Annotated in this window: 17 protein-coding genes; 7 read left to right on the top strand and 10 right to left on the bottom strand. The window is 64.9% G+C overall.

What is annotated here, in order from left to right:
• Position 1 precedes the first annotated feature (1 nt).
• Both EPN59_RS03570 and ppa read left to right on the top strand, forming a co-directional pair.
• The gene (locus EPN59_RS03570) at positions 2-1,201 is read left to right on the top strand and encodes a heme biosynthesis protein HemY (RefSeq protein WP_293042587.1); all 1,200 of its coding nucleotides are present in this window, start codon (positions 2-4) and stop codon (positions 1,199-1,201) included.
• A gap of 190 nt (positions 1,202-1,391) precedes the next feature.
• A complete protein-coding gene (gene ppa / locus EPN59_RS03575; RefSeq protein ID WP_293042585.1) occupies positions 1,392-1,919 on the top strand; it encodes an inorganic diphosphatase in 528 nt (175 codons plus the stop codon).
• A 93-nt stretch (positions 1,920-2,012) separates the two neighbouring features.
• On the opposite strand, the gene EPN59_RS03580 is transcribed toward ppa, so the two are convergent.
• Positions 2,013-2,339: a GIY-YIG nuclease family protein gene (locus tag EPN59_RS03580; RefSeq protein ID WP_293042582.1), complete on the bottom strand. Its 327-nt coding sequence runs from the start codon at positions 2,337-2,339 to the stop codon at positions 2,013-2,015.
• 37 nt (positions 2,340-2,376) lie between these two features.
• Complete coding sequence (locus EPN59_RS03585; protein ID WP_293045568.1) at positions 2,377-3,546, bottom strand: GNAT family N-acetyltransferase; 1,170 nt, start codon at positions 3,544-3,546, stop codon at positions 2,377-2,379.
• A gap of 181 nt (positions 3,547-3,727) precedes the next feature.
• Between EPN59_RS03585 and EPN59_RS03590 the strand changes: the two genes are divergently transcribed.
• Both EPN59_RS03590 and EPN59_RS03595 read left to right on the top strand, forming a co-directional pair.
• Positions 3,728-5,812 carry an NAD(+) synthase gene (locus EPN59_RS03590; protein WP_293041662.1) on the top strand — a complete coding sequence of 695 codons (2,085 nt, stop codon included), beginning with the start codon at positions 3,728-3,730 and terminating at the stop codon, positions 5,810-5,812.
• A gap of 133 nt (positions 5,813-5,945) precedes the next feature.
• Positions 5,946-6,284 carry a P-II family nitrogen regulator gene (locus EPN59_RS03595; RefSeq protein ID WP_293041664.1) on the top strand — a complete coding sequence of 113 codons (339 nt, stop codon included), beginning with the start codon at positions 5,946-5,948 and terminating at the stop codon, positions 6,282-6,284.
• 180 nt (positions 6,285-6,464) lie between these two features.
• Here the strand turns inward: EPN59_RS03595 and EPN59_RS03600 are convergent, their stop codons facing one another.
• The 5 genes from EPN59_RS03600 to EPN59_RS03620 all read right to left on the bottom strand — a co-directional run bounded on the left by EPN59_RS03600 (position 6,465) and on the right by EPN59_RS03620 (position 11,629).
• Positions 6,465-7,601, bottom strand: coding sequence for a porin (locus tag EPN59_RS03600; RefSeq protein WP_293041667.1), 1,137 nt, complete (start codon positions 7,599-7,601; stop codon positions 6,465-6,467).
• A gap of 699 nt (positions 7,602-8,300) precedes the next feature.
• Positions 8,301-9,083, bottom strand: a complete 783-nt coding sequence (locus EPN59_RS03605) for an ABC transporter ATP-binding protein (protein WP_293041669.1) — start codon at positions 9,081-9,083, stop codon at positions 8,301-8,303.
• A gap of 19 nt (positions 9,084-9,102) precedes the next feature.
• On the bottom strand, positions 9,103-9,816 hold the full coding sequence (locus EPN59_RS03610; protein WP_293041691.1) for an ABC transporter permease: 714 nt from the start codon (positions 9,814-9,816) through the stop codon (positions 9,103-9,105).
• 37 nt (positions 9,817-9,853) lie between these two features.
• On the bottom strand, positions 9,854-10,543 hold the full coding sequence (gene hisQ / locus EPN59_RS03615) for a histidine ABC transporter permease HisQ (RefSeq protein WP_293041671.1): 690 nt from the start codon (positions 10,541-10,543) through the stop codon (positions 9,854-9,856).
• Between the two features lie 309 nt (positions 10,544-10,852).
• A complete protein-coding gene (locus EPN59_RS03620; RefSeq protein ID WP_293041673.1) occupies positions 10,853-11,629 on the bottom strand; it encodes an ABC transporter substrate-binding protein in 777 nt (258 codons plus the stop codon).
• Between the two features lie 408 nt (positions 11,630-12,037).
• Here EPN59_RS03620 and EPN59_RS03625 point away from each other — a divergent pair, with 408 nt between their 5' ends.
• Entirely contained in the window at positions 12,038-12,736 is a 699-nt protein-coding gene (locus EPN59_RS03625) for a pirin family protein (RefSeq protein ID WP_293041676.1), read from the top strand.
• Between the two features lie 198 nt (positions 12,737-12,934).
• Here the strand turns inward: EPN59_RS03625 and EPN59_RS03630 are convergent, their stop codons facing one another.
• The gene (locus EPN59_RS03630; RefSeq protein ID WP_293041678.1) at positions 12,935-13,462 is read right to left on the bottom strand and encodes a periplasmic heavy metal sensor; all 528 of its coding nucleotides are present in this window, start codon (positions 13,460-13,462) and stop codon (positions 12,935-12,937) included.
• 247 nt (positions 13,463-13,709) lie between these two features.
• On the opposite strand from EPN59_RS03630, the gene EPN59_RS03635 reads away from it, so the two are divergent.
• Both EPN59_RS03635 and EPN59_RS03640 read left to right on the top strand, forming a co-directional pair.
• Positions 13,710-14,441, top strand: a complete 732-nt coding sequence (locus EPN59_RS03635) for a response regulator (protein ID WP_293041681.1) — start codon at positions 13,710-13,712, stop codon at positions 14,439-14,441.
• A complete protein-coding gene (locus EPN59_RS03640; RefSeq protein ID WP_293041683.1) occupies positions 14,425-15,756 on the top strand; it encodes an ATP-binding protein in 1,332 nt (443 codons plus the stop codon). The genes EPN59_RS03635 and EPN59_RS03640 overlap by 17 nt, the downstream gene beginning before the upstream one ends.
• A 64-nt stretch (positions 15,757-15,820) precedes the next feature.
• Here the strand turns inward: EPN59_RS03640 and EPN59_RS03645 are convergent, their stop codons facing one another.
• Positions 15,821-16,087 (bottom strand): hypothetical protein, encoded by a 267-nt coding sequence (locus EPN59_RS03645; RefSeq protein WP_293041686.1) that lies wholly within the window; start codon positions 16,085-16,087, stop codon positions 15,821-15,823.
• Between the two features lie 151 nt (positions 16,088-16,238).
• Positions 16,239-17,921: a sensor domain-containing diguanylate cyclase gene (locus tag EPN59_RS03650; protein ID WP_293041689.1), complete on the bottom strand. Its 1,683-nt coding sequence runs from the start codon at positions 17,919-17,921 to the stop codon at positions 16,239-16,241.
• Between the last annotated feature and the right edge of the window lie 621 nt (positions 17,922-18,542).

The following is an 18,542-nucleotide window of genomic DNA, read 5'->3' on the forward strand; positions in this document are numbered from 1 at the left end:
CATGGGCATCCGTGGACTCCTCTGGCTGGCCGTCCTGTTCGCCGTCGCCGTCGTGCTCGCGACGCTCGGCCGCTTCGACGCCGGTCAGGTGCTGTTCGTCTATCCGCCGTATCGCGTCGACGTTTCGCTCAACCTCTTCGTCGTCGGCGTGGTGGTGGCGTTCGTGCTGCTCTACGCACTCCTGCGCTTCGTGCGCAATATCGTGACGATGCCGCGCCGCGTCGCCGCCTACCGCGCGCGCATGCGTACCCAGCGGGCGCATTCGGCGTTGCGCGACGCGGTCAGCAATCTCTACGCGGGGCGTTTCTCGCGTGCGGAAAAGGCCGCGCGCGACTCGCTCGCCGACAAGCGGAACGCGGGCGTGGCGAGCCTCGTCGCCGCGAATGCCGCGCACCGGCTGCATGAGTATGCGCGCCGCGACGAGTGGCTCAAGCAGGTCGAGGACCCCGAGCTTCAGGAAGCGCGTCTGCTGGCGACGGCCGACATGCGCGCCGATGGCCGCGATGCCGACGGCGCGCTCGCCGCGCTCACCGAGATGCGCTCGCAGGGCGGCCGCCGGATTCACGCGCAGCAGATCGCGCTGCGCGCGCAGCAGCAACTGAAGAACTGGGGCGAAGTGCTCAAGCTCGTGAAGACGCTGGAAAAGCGCGAGGCGCTGCATCCGGCTGTCGCGGTGCGCCTGCGCCAGCTTGCGGCGGAAAACCTGCTGCGCGACCGCCGTCACAACGCGGATGCGCTGCTCGAATTGTGGCAATCGCTTTCGCCCATCGAGCGTCACTCGCCGCGTCTCGCCGATTGCGCCGCCGAACTGCTGATCGCGCTCGATCGCCAGAACGACGCGCGCAAGATCGTCGAAGAAGCGCTCGCGCAGAACTGGGATGCGCGTCTGTTGCGCCGCTATCCGGACACGGCGGGCAGCGATGCGCTGCCGCTCATCCAGAAAGCCGAGGCGTGGCGCAAGGAGCGGCCCGAGGACGGCGACCTGCTGTTCGCGCTCGGCCGCCTGTGCCTGAAGCAGCAGCTTTGGGGCAAGGCGCAGTCGTTCCTCGAAGCGGCGCTCAAGTCGGCCCAGGGAAGCGATAACGAGCCGCTCAAGATCCGCTCGCATCGCGCGCTCGCGCGCCTGCACGAGGAGCTTGGCGACCGCGAGAAGGCTGCGGGCCATTATCGCGAGAGCGCGCTGTCGATGACCGTCGTGTGATCGGGCAAACGCCGGCGTCGACGCGTGTCCTGCCTGTACCGTCAGATCCACGGTCCGGCGTATCCGATTGGCTATAATGGCGCCATCCCTTAACGTCCGGTTTTCCGCGCCGGCGCGCTTCGTCCCCGAGGCGCGCGCGAGGCAGGTTGTGCGCGGAGTCGCCGGTTTTTCATCTGAACTGAGAGCGCACATGAGCTTCGCAAACGTCCCCGCAGGCAAAGATCTGCCGCAAGACTTCAACGTGATCATCGAGATTCCCGCGCAGAGCGACCCGGTGAAGTACGAAGCCGACAAGGAACTCGGCCTGCTGGTCGTCGACCGCTTTGTCGGCACGGGCATGCGTTATCCGGTGAACTACGGCTTCATCCCGCAGACGCTCTCCGGCGACGGCGATCCGGTCGACGTGCTCGTGATCACGCCGTTCCCGCTGCTGGCCGGTGTGGTGGTGCGTTCGCGCGCGGTCGGCATGCTGCAGATGACCGACGAGTCGGGCGTCGACGCCAAGCTGATCGCCGTGCCGCACGACAAGGTCTGCCCGATGACGGCCGGCATCAAGTCGATCGACGACGTGCCGCAATACCTGAAGGACCAGATCAAGCACTTTTTCGAGCAATACAAGTCGCTCGAAAAAGGCAAGTGGGTCAAGGTGGACGGCTGGGCCGGCATCGAAGCCGCGCACAAGGAAATCACCGAAGGCGTCGCGAACTTCAAGAAGTAAGCCGTCTTTTGCAGTACTGGAAGCATCGGCAGCATCGCGTCGCGCGGTGCTGCAAGTAAAGCCGCATGAGCCGCACTGGCCGTGCGGCTTTTTTCATGGCGCGGGCGTGGCGTCCGGCTCGTCCTCTTCGTCCGCTTCGGCAGGCGCTACAACCGGCAGCACCGATTCGAGCGTGCGCGCCCCGGCTGCGAGCGCGCGTTTCTCACGCGCGGTCAACTGCTTGACCCGGTACTCGGCGCGCAAAGCCTGCGCGCGGTCGGCAAGTTCGAACGACGCGAGCACCTGCACCGGCTTGTGCGAGCGCGTATAGCGCGCACCCGTGCCGTTCGCGTGTTGCGCAAAGCGTGCGGCGACATCGACGGCAATGCCGGTATAAACGCTGCCATCGGCGCATTCGAGCAGGTAGAGGAACCACGGCATGGCGCGTTCGTTATCGCAGGGACGAGTCAGGGGCGAGTCAGGGGCGAAACGGATTATGCTCGTTCAGCTCGTCGACGTAAGCATGAATGTGGTGTTTTTCGCTGTCGAGAAAGTGGGCGACGGCATCGGCGAACGCCGGGTGCGCGAGCCAGTGCGTCGAGCGCGTGGGGCTCGGCATGAAGCCGCGCGCCATCTTGTGCTCGCCCTGCGCGCCGCCCTCGAACACGGCGAGTTTTTCCTCGATGCAGAATTCGAGCGGCTGGTAGTAGGCTGTTTCGAAATGCAGGCACGGCACGTGTTCGAGCGCGCCCCAGTAGCGGCCATAGAGCGTGCCGCCGCCATTCGCACCGCGCTGGTACACGACGAGCGAACTCGCAATCGGCTTGCCTTCGTATTCGGCGATCACGAGCAGCAGGTTCTCCGGCATCGACGCGCCGATCATGCGGAAGAAGTCGAGGTTCAGATACGGCGTCGAAAAATGCTCGCGGTAGGTCTGCCGGTAGCAGCGGCTGAAAAAGCGCCACTCGGCATCGCTGATGTCTTCGCCGCGCACGCGCCTTGTCGTCACGCCTGCGTCGCGCACCTTGCGCCGCTCCGCGCGAATGTTCTTGCGCTTCTTTTGTTCGAGCGTCGACAGGAAGTCGTCGAAATCGCGGTAACCGTCGTTGAGCCAGTGAAACTGCACGCCGTCGCGCTGCATCATGCCGAGCGCGGTCATCGCGTCCGCTTCCTCGACGGTCGGAAAAAGCACGTGCAGCGACGACACATCCGCCTGTTCAGCGAAGGCCAGCAGCGTCGCGGCGAGGTGGCGGCGCGCGGTCGTGTCCGCCGCGATCAGGCGCGTGCCCTGTACCGGCGTGAACGGCACGGCGCACAGCAGCTTCGGGTAGTAATCGAGGCCGTTGCGTTTGTACGCGTCGGCCCAGGCCCAGTCGAACACGTATTCGCCGTACGAGTGGCTTTTCAGGTAGACGGGCGCGGCGGCTGCGAGCTGGCCCGTGCGCGTATCGGTCAGCGTGACGAACTGCGGCGCCCAGCCTGCCTCGGACGTCGCGCAGCGCGTGGCGTGCAGCGCCGAGAGAAATTCGTGACGCAAAAAGGGCGTGGGCTGCGCCTGCTGCGCGAGCAGCGCATTCCAGGCGGCGCTATCCACCTCGGCCGGTGAGCCGAGAATGCCCGTGCGATAATCGAAACGTTCTTTATTCAACGTGCGTGCCAGTCCGATAAGGCATGCGCCGGCTTTCGAGCGCCGGCCGAAATTGCGGCAAACGGTCATGGTAAAGCAAACGCCCCGAACGGGTGGGGACCGCACCGCACTGCACCGGACCGCATCGCGCGCCGGTTCGCTATCGACGCAAGCCGCCGTGCTTGCCGCGAGGATTATCAAAATGAAAGAGCGCTTCTTCAACCTCTATACGCATGGCTTTGCGCGCGTGGCCGTGGGCGTGCCGCGCTGCCGCGTGGCGGACCCTGCGTTCAACGCCAGCGCGACGCTTGCGCTCGCGCGCGCTGCCGCGGGCCGCGGCGCCGCGCTCGTCGCGTTTCCCGAACTGGGCCTTGCGGCCTATACCTGCGACGACCTGTTTCGCCAGAAGGCGCTGCTCGATGCGTGCGAGCACGCGCTGCAGTCGATCATCGAGGCGTCGACGTCGCTGCCGCTCGCGATGATCGTCGGCCTGCCGGTGCGCGTGGGCCAGTCGCTCTTCAATTGCGCTGCCGTGGTCGCGGGCGGACGCATCGCGGGCCTCGTGCCGAAGAGCTATCTGCCGAACTACGGCGAGTTCTACGAGCCGCGCCAGTTCAGCGCCGCTGATTGCGCACGCACCGATACCGCGCGCCTGTGCGGCGCGGAAGTGCCGTTCGGCGCTTCGCTGCTGTTCGATCTGCCGCAGGTCGAAGGCTTGCGCTTTCATGTGGAAATCTGCGAGGACGTGTGGGTGCCGATTCCGCCGTCGTCGTTCGCGGCGCTCGCGGGTGCGTCGGTGCTCGTCAATCTTTCGGCGTCGAACGTCGTGGTCGGCAAGGCCGGTTACCGCCATCAGCTCGTTTCGCAGCAGTCGGCGCGCTGTCTCGCCGCGTATCTCTACACCTCGGCAGGCAAGGGCGAATCGACGACCGACATGGCATGGGATGGCCAGGCGCTCGTCTACGAAAACGGCGAGTTGCTCGCGCAGTCGGAGCGCTTTCACGACGACTCGCAGCTCATCTTCGCCGACGTCGATATCGAGCGCCTCGCGCAGGAGCGTATCCGCCAGACCACCTTCGGCGATTCGATTCGCCGCCATCGCGACGAGATCGCGAAGCTGCGCGTGATCCGTTGCGAGACGCCGCAAGCGGGCGCCTGGAGTGTGCCCGTGCTGCCGCTCGATCGCCGTGTCGAGCGCTTCCCGTACGTTCCCGCCGATCCGAAGCGCCGCGACGAACGCTGCAACGAGGTCTACAACATCCAGGTGCAGGCGCTCGAACAGCGCCTGTCGCAGAGCGGCATCAAGAAGGTGGTGATCGGCGTGTCCGGCGGGCTCGACTCCACGCACGCGCTGCTCGTGTGCGCGAAGGCGATGGACCGGCTCGGGCTGCCGCGCACGAATATTCTTGCGTACACGATGCCCGGTTTCGCGACGAGCGAGCGCACGCTGCGCCAGGCGCGTCAGCTGATGGATCTGGTGGGCTGCAGGGCGTCCGAAATCGACATCCGCCCGAGCTGCATGCAGATGCTCGAAGACCTCGGCCATCCGTATTCCGAAGGCAAGGCCGCCTACGACATCACCTTCGAGAACGTCCAGGCCGGCGAGCGCACGAACCATCTGTTCCGTCTTGCCAACTTCAATCACGCCATCGTGATCGGCACGGGCGATCTCTCGGAACTCGCGCTCGGCTGGTGCACCTATGGCGTCGGCGATCACATGTCGCACTACAACGTGAACGCGAGCGTGCCGAAGACGCTCATCACGCACCTCGTGCACTGGGTTGCGCAGACGGGGCAGATCGGCGAAAGCGGCTCGGAAGTGCTCGCAGCGATTCTCGACACCGATATCAGCCCCGAACTGATTCCCGGCAAGGAGAACGGCGCGCCCGAGCAGAAGACCGAAAGCGTGATCGGGCCGTACGAGTTGCAGGATTTCAACCTTTACTACACGCTGCGCTTCGGTTTTGCGCCGTCGAAGGTCGCGTTTCTCGCGGAGCATGCGTGGGGCGAGCGCGACCGCGGCGCGTGGCCTGAGCATGCGCGAGGCGAGCGCAATCAGTACGATCTCGCCGCGATCAAGCGCAATCTGGGCATCTTCCTCGACCGCTTTTTCCGCCAGAGCCAGTTCAAGCGCACGTGCGTGCCGAACGCGCCGAAGGTCGGCTCGGGCGGCTCGCTTTCGCCGCGCGGCGACTGGCGCGCACCGAGCGATGCCGAATCGGCCGTATGGCTCGCAGACCTCGCGCAGGTGCCGAATTTGTCGCCCGTGCGGGTGGCCGCGTCATGAGCGTGCGCCGCGCAGCGTAGAATTCCCGTAACGAACCCGGTTTTTACGCACCCGGTTTTCATACAGAATCCAACCCGATTCCAATCCGCGATTCCAATCCGCGATTTCAATCCGATAAGAGACGAGGTCCGCCATGAAACGCATTACTGCCGTCATCAAACCGTTCAAGCTCGACGAAGTGCGCGAGGCGCTCGCCGAAGTGGGCCTCACGGGCCTGACCGTCACCGAGGTCAAGGGCTTCGGCCGCCAGAAGGGACACACCGAGTTGTATCGCGGCGCGGAGTACGTGGTCGATTTCCTGCCGAAGGTGAAGATCGAAGTGGTGGTGGCGAACAGCCAGGCCGACCAGGTGATCGACGCGATCATCGGCGCGGCGCGCACCGGCAAGATCGGCGACGGCAAGATCTTCGTGACCGACGTCGAGCGCGTGATCCGCATCCGCACGGGCGAAGAGAACGAAGCGGCTGTCTGATAAGTCCGCTTTCAGCGTAATTTCGCCGCACAAAAAGCACACGGGCCGCGAACGGTGAGTTCGGCGGCCCGTGTCGAGAATAAAAAAACGGTGCGGATGTTCTTGCGGACACCGCACCGATACGCGCCTCTCGCAGCAGCGTGAAAACTTCGATGTAGCTGTTCTGTCTACACCCGCCGGTCAGAACGAGTGCTGGATACCTGCGTACACGCCGGTCTGGCTCGCGCCCGGCAACGGGTTGCCGGTTGCAGCCGAATTGCCGAAGTTGTTGGCGTTCAGACCGAAGTTTGCCGATGAACTGTTGCGCACCGTTGCGGCCTGAATGTCGAACAGCGTGCGCTTCGAAATGTTGTACGAGCCGCCGATCGTGTACATCGTGGCGTTGCCGCCGCCGTTGTTCGCGTTGACGTGATAGACCGCCGCAATCAGGGCTGCAGCCGGCGTGGCTTGCCACGTTATGCCGCCCCATTCGTGGTTGGCCGTGGTCGGCTGGCCAGGCAGCTGGCCGGTCATGCCCGACGAACGGAGGGCTTCGAAGCCGCCCTGAATCTTGAACGCGCCGAGGAACACGTTGACCATCGCCATGTAGTCGCGCGAGTACGCGAAGACGCCATTGGCGGTGCCGAGATTGTTCGGGTTGATCGCGTCGTACGGGCCGCCGAGCGCACCATTGGTCGGGTTGCGGATTTCGTCGTACAGGCCGCGGACCTGGAACAGCGAGCTCGTGTACGTCAGCTGAATACCGGCTTCGCGACCGTTGTTGAAGCTCGTCGAGTTGGAGAACGCGTACTGGCCGTACACGTCGAAACCGTACCAGTTCGGCGACTGATACGAAATGTTGTTGCTCGACTGCGGCCAGTTGCGGCCGCGGACCAGCGAGGCCGACGACCAGTTCGACTGGCCGAACGGGTCGAAGTCCCAAATGCCGTTGGAGATGAACAGCATCCGGCCCAGCAGCAGGGTACCGAACTGGTCATTGGCCATGCCGATGGTCGCCCAGCGATTAAAGAGCCCGTTGTCGCCAGGGCCGGTGCCGTTCGCCGTGCTGAAGCTGCCTTCCAGGTGGAACAGAACCTTGTTGCCGCCACCGATGTCTTCAACGCCCTTCATGCCCCAGAGGCTGGTGCCCCAGTAACCGCTTTCGAGCAGGACCTGGCTCGCACCGTGCGTTGCCTGGCCATTCGGGCCAGAGCCGCTGCCGATGCCGTTCATATAAGCCACACCTGCATCGAGGCGGCCATACAGTGTCACGCTGCTCTGGGCATGCGCGACTACGCCAGCCGACATCAGAGCTGCGGCAAGCAAAGCTTTCTTCATGTTCTCCTCCATACCCTGTCAAAAAGAAAGTCAACCTAAGTACTGCGAAAGACGTCCGCGCGTGTGGATTCACTGCGAACAGAAACCGTCGCGTGCGAGAGGACTACCTCGGGGATCGGCGCAAGGCCCTTGAAGCAGACGGACAACCCGGCTGTGTTGTCTCGCAGATCCCGTCGTTGACTGGCATCCCTCATTTTTTTGAAGTGAAACTACTTTTAATCAACTTAGTTTTGCTACTTTGGTTACTAATCTATCAAAAAAAGGTCGGCGATGGCGAATGAAATCGCTTGGGGGTTGGCCTGTGTCGTCAAATTGCAATATGACGCCCGGAGGCAATAACAGCCTGCTTTTTAAAAAGTGGCCTGACGCCTTGTCCGACAAGGCACACATGACTGCGCTTAAACGGCGTCAAGAATTGTCACTATTGACGGCGCAATGCGGTGGGAGTAAACGGAAAGGTTTATTGCGGCGCGGGGAGTGGGGTTCTGGAGGGGTTCCCGAGGGTTTTCCGGGTCGCTTCGGGATTGGGCCGCAATAAAAAAGAAAAGGCGCAGAAAGCGCCTTGTAAAACTACTTTTACTACATCGCCGCACTATCGGTCATAAGCGGGGGCATAAGCGGGGTCATACGCAGGGGCATAAGCGCGAATATAAAGCGCGATCGTGAGCGCTTATATCGCGGCGATGCAGGGCTTTGCGCCTATTTGAGGCTGCCCGAAATGAACTGCCGCAGCCGCTCGCTCTTCGGATTGGCGAAGACCTCGGAGGGCTGGCCTTCTTCCTCGACGCGGCCCTGATGCAGAAACATCACATGATTCGAAACGTTGCGCGCGAAACCCATTTCGTGCGTCACGACGATCATCGTGCGGCCTTCCTCGGCGAGCTTTTGCATCACTTTGAGCACTTCGCCGACGAGTTCGGGGTCGAGCGCCGAAGTCGGCTCGTCGAACAGCATGACGTCCGGCTGCATCGCGAGCGCGCGCGCAATCGCCACGCGCTGCTGCTGGCCGCCCGAGAGGTGCGACGGATACTGCTTTTCCACACGCGGCAACAGCCCGACCTTTTCGAGGTATTCGCGCGCGCGGTCCTCGGCCTCGCGGCGCGGCACGCCCAGTACGTGCACGGGCGCCTCGATCACGTTCTCGATCACGTTCATGTGCGACCACAGATTGAAGTGCTGGAACACCATCGCGAGCTTCGTGCGCACGCGCTGGAGCTGCTTCGTGTCGGCCACTTGCAGCGCGCCGGTGCGCGCGTCGGCGCGCGTGCGCACTTCTTCGCCGTCGACGATGATGCGCCCGGCGTTGGGCTGTTCGAGAAAGTTGATGCAACGCAGCATCGTGCTCTTGCCGGAGCCGGAAGAGCCGATCACGCTGATGACGTCGCCGGCGTTCGCCGTCAGCGAAACGCCCTTGAGCACTTCATGGTCGCCGTACCGCTTGTGCAGGTCATCGACGCAAAGCTTTTGTTTCTGGGAATTCATCAGGGTCCTCGGTGCGGGCTCACTTGCCTTGCGGTCGCAGATACGCGAGCCAGCGGCGCTCGGCGCGGCGGAACAGCCACACCAGCGTGAATGAAATGATCAGGTACAGCATGGCGGCGATGCCGAATGCGGTGAACGTCTGGTAGGTCGCCGAATTGACGTCGCGTGCGATCTTGAGAATGTCCGGCACGGTGGCCGTGAACGCGACGGTCGTCGCGTGCAGCATCAGGATCACTTCGTTGCTGTAATAGGGCAGGGCCCGGCGCAGCGCCGAAGGCAGGATCACGCGGCGATAGAGCGTGAACGACGACATGCCGTACGCGCGCGCGGCTTCGATTTCGCCGTAGGGCGTCGACTTGATCGCGCCCGCGAAGATTTCGGTCGTGTACGCGCAGGTGTTGAGCGTGAACGCGAGCAGCGTGCAGTTCATGCCGCTGCGAAAGAACGCGCTCGTGAGTTCGTGGTTGCGCACGATTTCGAGGCTGTAGAGGCCGGTGTAGCACAGCAGCAGCTGCACGTAGAGCGGCGTGCCGCGGAAGATGTACGTGAAGAGCCACACGAGGCCCGCGAGCCACTTCTTCTTCGAGACGCGCGCGACCGCGAACGGCACCGAAAGGCAAAAGCCGACGCCGATCGACACGACGAGCAGCCAGAGCGTGATGGCGACCCCGGTGAAGTGATAGCCGTCGGAGAAAAGGTAGTTGCGCCAGTATTGCTGGATCAGCTGGATCAAGTCTTGCATTGTCGTTGGCCTTGTCTTGCGGATCCGCTTAGAGGTCTGCCTTGCGCACGCCGGTGGAGTAGCGCTTTTCGAGGTACATCAGCACGAAGTTCGAGATCGTCGTGATGACGAGATAGATCGCGCCCGCGAGCAGCGTGAAAAAGAAGAACCGCAGCGTGCCCTTGCCGGCGTCCTGGCTCGCCTTGACGACGTCGGCAAGACCGATGATCGACACGAGCGCCGTCGACTTCACGAGCACCTGCCAGTTGTTGCCGATGCCCGGCAGCGCGAAGCGCATCATCTGCGGGAACATGACGCGGCGAAATACCTGCCAGCTCGTCATGCCGTACGCGTGGGCCGCTTCGAGCTGGCCGCGCGGCACCGCGAGGAACGCGCCGCGGAAGGTTTCCGTGAAGTACGCGCCGTAGATGAAGCCCAGCACGATTACGCCGGCGAGAAAGGGATCGATGTCGATCTGGTCCCAGCCGAGCACGTCGGTGAGATCGTTGAGCCAGATCTGCAGGCTATAGAACAGCAGCAGCATCAGCACGAGGTCGGGGACGCCGCGGATCAGCGTGGTGTAGACCGTGCCCGCGCCGTTGACGACGCGGTTCTTCGAGAGTTTCGCCGCTGCGCCGAGCAGTCCGAGCACAAACGACAGCACGAGCGACAGCACGGAGAGCTGGACGGTCTGCCAGGTGCCGGCGAGGATCAGCGGGCCGTAGCCTTGAAGCAACATAGATGGGTCCTTGACGAGGCGCGTTGTGCGCACCGCGAAAGGCGCGGCTCGACGAGCCGCGGTTCAAATCCGTTCATGAACGTCCAGCCTGGCGGCCGGGTTGCGCGGGCATCCGCTGCAACCGGGGCGTGCTTCCCGCATCGACCGGGGTTGCCGGCGAAGGCTTGCGAAGACTTGTGTAGGGCTGGGCATCCGACTGCGGGTGAAACTGCGCGTGGTTCGCGGGTCTCACTGTATATACGAAGCACGGGGGTTGGTACATAGGGTACGTCCCCGGGGTTCGCGGCTCGTGTGTGTCTCGTCTCGTTGCTACTTGCCTTTATAGATATCGAAATCGAAGTATTGCTTTGCGATCCGGTCGAACGTGCCGTCCTCGTGGATCGCGGCCAGTGCGGCATTGAATATTGCCCTCAGCTCGGGGTTCTGCTTGCTCAGGCCGATTGCGGTGCCGTCGCCGATCGTCTTCGGATCCTCGACCGCCGGGCCCGCCCACGCGAAGCCCTTGCCGCGCGCCGTCTTCAGAAAGCCGAAGTCGGCCTGGACCTCGTCTTGCAGCGTCGCATCGAGGCGCCCCGACATCAGATCCTGATAGACCTGATCCTGGTTCTGGTACGACACGACATCGACGCCTTTGGGCGCCCAGTAAGCCTTCGCGTAGGCCTCCTGGGTCGAGCCCTGCTCGACGCCGACATGCTTGCCCCTGAGCGAGGCCGCTGTGGGCAGGAGCGGTGAGCCCGTCTTCGCGATCATGCGTGCGGGCGCGTCGAACATCTTGTCGGAGTAGTCGATCTGCTGGCGGCGCTGGTCGGTCACGCTGAGCGACGACACGATCGCATCGAACTTGCGCGCCTTTAGCGCGCCGATGATGCCGTCGAGGTCGCTCTGGACCCACACGCACTTGACGTTCATGCGCGCGCACAACGCCTTCGTCAGATCGACGTCGAAGCCGACGATCTCGCCGTTGGGCGCTTTCGACTCGAATGGCGGATAGCTCGCATCGACGCCGATGCGCACGGTATGCCATTCCCTGGCGGCGGCGCTGCCCGCAAGGAGGGCGAGCGCGACGCACACTGCGAACTTCTTCATCTTTCTCCTGGTACGGCGGCGCTCGCGCGCCCCGGCCTATGTGTCGTTCAGGCGCCATCGCGGGCGAAAAATGCGGACCTGATGCCTGCTTTGCGCCTCGCCAGTGCCTGGCCGGGGTCTGCCTGGTGTGTGCCTGGTGTCTCTGCATCCGGCCAGCTACGCGGTTTGCGTTCTCGGGCCCGGCTGGTGGGCGGGGCGGAAGCAATGGCAAGATGCGCTGGCGCGAAAAGCGCGATATTTTACCCGAAGGCGGGGGCTGCGCCAGATTGTTGAAGGCGATTGTGGCGGGAGATAAACGTCGCAGCCCTTTGATGTTTCTGGTGAAACGCTCCGGTGCGCGCCTGCGCATTGTGAGATGGGGATACAGCCAATATCTTCAGTTCCTGCAACGAATCACGGGAGAATCCGATGCTCGCCATCCGCCACGCCGACGAACGCGGCCATGCCAACCACGGCTGGCTCGACACGTTCCACAGCTTTTCTTTTGCTGACTACCACGATCCGGAGCACGTCCACTACGGCGCGCTGCGGGTGCTCAACGACGACCGCGTCGCGGCCGGGCAGGGCTTCGGCGCGCACGGTCACCGCGACATGGAGATCGTGACCTACGTGCTGGAAGGCGCGCTCGCGCACCGCGACAGCATGGGCAACGGCTCGACCATCCGTCCGGGCGACGTGCAGCGCATGAGCGCGGGCACGGGCGTGATGCACAGCGAATTCAACGCCTCGAAAGAGGACGAAGTGCATCTGCTGCAGATCTGGCTGCTGCCGCTGGAACAAGGCGGTGCGCCGGGCTATGAGGAAAAGCGCTTCGCCGACGCGGACAAGCGCGGGCGGTTGCGCGTGATTGCGTCGCCGGATGGGCGCGACGGCTCGGTGACGGTGCGCGCCGATGCGTCGATCCATGCGGCGCTGCTCGACGGCGACGAGCGCGTGCAGCACGCGGTTCCGGCCGGACGGCGTGTGTACGTGCACGTTGCGCGCGGCGCGCTGGAGGTGAACGGCGAGCGGCTTGGCGCGGGCGACGCGGCAATGATCGAGGCCGAAGACAGCGTCACGCTTGCGAACGGCGACAAGGCCGAAGTGTTGCTGTTCGATCTCGCCTGATTGCATCGCTGTGCGCCGGGCTCGCGAGGCCGGTGTACGGATGACTGAGCGGAACACTGAGCGGATAACTGCGCGGATAACTGCGCAAAAAAGCAAAAGCGCCGCGGTGCGAGCCGCGGCGCTTTGATTTTGGGCGGGTGGGCAGGCGAGGGAGAGCGATGCCTCCCCGGGCCTTACTTGCCGCCTACTGCTTACTGCTTACTGCGCAGCGGCGGGCGCCGACGCCGCGCCGTGATGCTGCTGCCAGTGCTCGCGCATCTTCTCGCGGCGCTGTTCCATCTTCGCGAAGTGCTCCTTGAACGCCGTGCTGACGGTGGTTTTTTGCTGGTCGTTCAGACCGTTATAGAACGTGAGCCAGGCCTGGGCGGTCTGTTCGCGCTGCTGCGCGCGCTCCTGCTCGATCTTCTGGTGCGCCGCGTGCAGCGCGTTCATGTCGAGGATCGGCTGCTTCATCATCGAATCGAGCTGCTGCTTCATCTCTTCGTGATTCTTGCGTGCCTGCTCGCGGCCCTGCTTCATCGTGTCGAGCGCAGCCTGCCATTGCTTTTCCTGGTCGGCGTTCAGGTTCAGCTTGTCGTGCAGCTTCTTGACGCCCATCATGAAATCGCCGTGCATCTGGTGCATGCCCGGGCCGCCCTGCGGCGGCATCTGGGCGTGGGCGGCGCCCGTAACGAGGGCGAACGACGCAGCGGCAATGGCGAGAATGCGCGTGGTCTTCTTGTACATGGTGAGGCTCCTGACAATTCCGTGATGGGTGTTATCCGGTGAGGCTCGACCGCTCATTAAAGTGCCTGTTGCCGCATCCGGTGTCGCTAGCCTATCGAGCGCTACCGGGTTGAGTGTTACGCCGCGGGCCAATGTCGTTACGTCAGATTACGGGCAGCTTTCGCCGTAACACCTCGTAACCCAAACGGCCTGACGGTAAGGAAACGGGTGAGGAAACGGCTCGCGTACGCGCGTTAAACTTCGTTTCATGGCTACTCAAATACTTGTTGTCGACGACGACGTCGAACTGCGCGACCTGTTGCGCGATTATCTGGCGCGCCAGGGCATGGAAGTGTCGGTGCTGCACGACGCGGGCTCGCTCGAACGGCGCCTCGAGCGCGAGCGGCCCGATCTGATCGTGCTCGACCTGATGATGCCCGGCGTGGACGGTCTCTCCGCGCTGCGCAAGCTGCGCGCGTCCGGCGACGATATTCCCGTCATCATGCTCACCGCGCGCGCGGACGACGTGGACCGCATCGTCGGCCTCGAACTCGGCGCCGACGATTACCTCGGCAAGCCCTTCAACCCGCGCGAGCTGCTCGCCCGCGTGCAGGCCGTGCTGCGCCGCCGCCGCACGCCGCCGTCGGCCGCCGCGCCGGAGCAGCGCGAGCCGTTCTCGTTCGGGCGCTTCACGCTCGATTTCCAGTCGCGCACGCTGCACCAGGAAGACAAGCCGCTGCTGCTGTCGGGCAGCGAATTCGCGCTCCTGAAGATCTTCGTCAATCATCCGATGCGCACGCTCACGCGCGAGCGCCTGCTCGAACTGCTGCACGGCCCCGAGTACGACGGCACCGACCGCGGCATCGACGTGCAGGTGTGGCGTCTGCGCCGCATCCTCGAAAGCGACCCGTCCACGCCGCGCTTCATTCAGACCGTACGCGGGCGCGGTTACGTGTTCGTGCCTGACGGCGAGCAGGGCAACCATGCGCCAGCCGGTTGATTCCCTGTTCGGGCGGCTTGCGCTGCTCTTCATCGGCGTTCTGCTGCTGTCCCACGTCGCGTGGTTCGCGCTCGTGCGTCTCGAGCGCACCCAGACGCAGACGCGCTATGCCGTCGAAGAAGCGGCCTTCCTCGTCGACTCGGTGCGCGAGCACGTCGCGCGCGCGCCCGACCAGCCGCTGCCGTCGCGCGTGCAGCTCGTCGATCCGGCAAGCCCCGACGTGCCGCCCAGCAGCGAGAAGGCGCCGGCGGCGCTGCGACGCTTCGTCGACGACGTGCGCGACCGGATGCCGCCAGGCACCGACGTACGCCCCGGCCTGCCCGGCTTTCCGCCCACGATCTGGGTGCGCGGTCCGCACGACGCGCGCTGGATCGTCGTGCCGGCGCACGCCTTGCGCATCATGCGGCCGCTCCAGCGGTTGATTCCGTGGTTCATCATCATCTTTTCGGCGGCGGTGTTCGCGGCGCTCGTGGCGGCCTGGATGCTGCAAAAGCCGTTGCGCTCGCTCGCCCAGGCCGTGGGGAGCTTCGGCCGCGGAGAACCGGTGCCGCCGGTGCGCGAGAGCGGGCCGCGCGAACTGCGCATGCTCACGCGCGGTTTCAACCAGATGGTGAAGGAAGTGGGGCGCACCGAGCACGACCGCGCGGTCATGCTGGCCGGCGTCGCACACGATCTGAAGACGCCGCTCGCGCGGCTGCGTCTGCGCGCGGAAATGATGGATGAGGCGCGGGCACGCGACGGCGTGGTGCGCGATGTGGAGTCGATGGCGCACATCGTCGACCAGTTTCTCGTGTTCGCGCACGACGGCGCGGACCGCAGCGAACCCGTCGAGGTGGACGAAACGTGCGAGCGTATCGCGCGCAACTATCGTGCGATGGGTGCGATGGGCGCGACGGGCGATTCTGCGGCCGTTCAGTTGCAGCTCGCAGCCGGTGGCGATTTCAGGCTGCCCGCCGCGACGCTGGAGCGTGTGGTATCGAACCTGCTCGACAATGCCCGCGCGTATGGCGCACCGCCTGTCGTGATCGAGACGGTGCGCGGCGCGGACGGTTACGTGCTGACCGTCCGCGATCACGGTCAGGGTATCGCGGCGCAGGATCTGACGCAGGCTAGCCGTCCGTTCGTACGGCTCGATCCGGCGCGCGGCGGCAACGGCCACAGCGGTCTTGGCCTCGCGATCGTCGAGCGGCTGGTGCGCCGCGCGGGCGGCGAGTTGCAGATCGGGAACGGCGACGACGGCGGCCTCGCCGTGCGCATGACCTTTTCGTTCGACGTCGTGCAGCGCACCGTTGCCGAAGCGGCCAGCGCGTGGTGACGGCTCGCGCCGACGCCGAAAGCCGGGCTTAAGCGGCGACCCGAACGGCAACTTAAACGGCGGCTTAAACGGCGAAAAGCGTATCGAGCGCTGCGGCGGCTTCGCTGTCGACCGTGTTGTACGTGACGCTGCCGGCCTCGAAGATGTAGTGCGTCGTATACCGGCCAATGCGCGCCAGAATCTCCTCCTGAATCAGCTCGGGCGCGACGTCGAGCTTCAGGTACCAGGCAGTCGAGGACAGGCGCGTCTGAAACGCGCCGTATTCGACCATCAACTGGTCGAACGCGTGAGCATCCTGATCGCGGCAGATAATGACCAGATTCCCCTTCATGCATCCCTCCGGCGTGAGTGAAACGTTACGGTGTTGCTGATGGAGCGCGCCGCGCGATGCAGTGCCAGGCGCGGCGCCGATGTCGGGTGATGATACCGCGTCGCCCGGCATGCCCTCGGCGGCTTACCGTGCGCGCCCGGTCCTTGCGCGGCTACAACGCTTCGGTTTCCGTGCGCGGCGGCAGGGCGCTGTCGGCGGGCATCACTTCGCAGCGGTCGCGTCCGGCCGCCTTCGCCACGTAGAGCGCAAGATCGGCGCGGCTCAGCAGCCGCTCGGGCAGATCCTGCGACACAGCCAGTTCCGTGATGCCGATGCTTACACTCAGAATCGCATCCGGCGCAAGCGTGTCGCGTGCGCCGCTCTTGACCTTCAGGCGCAGGCGTTCCACGACCTCGCGCCCCGTCGAAAGCGAGGTCGCGGGCAGCAGGATGCCGAATTCTTCGCCGCCCAGGCGTCCCACTTCGTCCTCGGCGCGCAGCCCGCTGCGGCAGGTTTCGACGAAATGCCTGAGCGCGTGGTCGCCGGTCGCGTGGCCGAAGCGGTCGTTGATCTGCTTGAAGTAGTCGAGATCGGCGATCGCCATGCACAGCGTCGTGCCGCTCGCGTAGGCGCGGTCGATTTCGCGGCGCAGCAGATCGAGGAAGTAGCGGCGCGAGAGCGCACCGGTCAGCGCGTCGTGGCGCGCCTCGGCGGCGAGCTGCGCGTTGGCCGACTGCAACTGCTCGGCGAGGTCGCGGCTTGCGCGGTGCAGACGCCGCTCGCGCACCCACGATACCGAGATCACGGCGGCCAGTGCGGCCGAGCCCGCGAGCGTCAGGAAGATCAGGAGCTGGTCGCGCCGCCGGTTCGCGAGCAGTTCGGGCCACGCCTGAAGCGGATCGACGAGATGCGCCGACAGCCCGGAATTGAGCCCACCGCGCGTTTCATACAGCGCGGGCACGTGCAGGCCCGGCAATTCGATCATCTGCGCGGCGTCCTCGGGCGGCATCCAGGGGGCGCTCGCGAGCGCGCGTTGCGCAGCGGAACGCAACCCGATTTCCGAACGGTGTTTCTGCACCGCTGTGCCGGTGCTGGCGCTCGCGTGCGCGGCGGGCGAGCCTGGCGAGCCTGGCAGGGTGAGCCCTTCGAGCGCGCTGTCGTGCGCCATGATGATGACGCCGTTGCCGTCGGTGACGAAGGTGCCCGGATGCGTCACCCAGTGCCGCAGACGCGCGATGCCGACTTTCGCCACCACGGCGCCGACCAGCAGACCGTCGCTGTAAGCGGGCGCGGCGACGACGATGCCGGGCTCGCCGCCCGGGATATCCTCGCCGTAGGTTTCGGAGAATGCGCCGAGCAGCGTGTTGTTCAGATACGTGCGACCGCGCATGTTCGTGCCGACGTAGGTCGCCTTGTCGGACGCGTTGCTCGATGCGACGCAGACGCCGTTGTCGTTGACGAGCCAGATGGCGTCGAGGCCCGAGAAACCCTGGGCGTCGTGCAGGAAGCGGTCGGCCGCGAAGAGTGCGGGCGTGCGCAGCAGTTCGTTGCGGCGCTCCGGTTGCGTCTGCTGGGGCGTTACGGCGTATTTCTCCGCCTCGCTGAGCGCCCGCTGGGCGATGCCCGTTTCGGCCATGGTAGCGGGAATCGCACGCAACATCGCGAGATCGCTCGCGATCACCTCCGCCATGTTGTCGACGACCGAGTGCGTCATCTCGCGCTGTACGTGCAGGGCCGTGTCGAGTTCCCGGCGAACCATGCGGTCGGCGAGCAGGCCCGCCACGAGCCAGCAGCCGAGCGCGACCGCGACGACCCCGACGGCTATGGCGGTCTGACGCAAGAATCTCCTGTTCATCGGCCTTCGAAATCGTGGATGGGCGTGGGCGTTGGCGGGCGGCGAGGCCGGTAAGCGGTGCGGCGGCCGCCCGTCTTGCTGACGGACTAGATCTGACGCCGAGCAGCGATTTTACCTCTCGATAAGGTCTTGCGAGCATTGATGTTTTGCTGTGCCGGGTGCTGCCGGGTGCTGCCGGACGGCGCGCGCGCATGCTGCGCGGCGGCTGACGGGTCACAGGGGCGAGGTTGTGCCCGTCATACAGGTTGTAGTAGTGTCGTGCCGATTAGCCCCAGGCAAGCCAAAGGTAGCTGCCCGCCCGGACCTGCGCCCGCTCGGAGAAGTATTCGGGCGGCATCCAGGCAGTATTCAGGTAGCACGGGCGACACTAGCGCCGCCCGCGTGTGATCAACGCCAACGAGTCATTGCACCCATGCGCCTTGCCTTTATCACAGCGTCCCGCCCGGGACGCGCGCCCGGATTCGACGCCGCCCGCGCGGCGGCCTGCACGGAGGGCGCCTGAATGGAATTCGGCTTCAACCTGAACCGCACGGCCAACGCTTCGGCGTGGCGGGTGCTGCCCAATCGCTGGGACTTCGTCGCGTTTCCGCTGATCATCTGCCTGATCGCGATGGCGGCGAT

Origin of the sequence: Paraburkholderia sp. (assembly GCF_004298475.1) — a bacterium.
GTDB lineage: Bacteria > Pseudomonadota > Gammaproteobacteria > Burkholderiales > Burkholderiaceae > Paraburkholderia > Paraburkholderia denitrificans.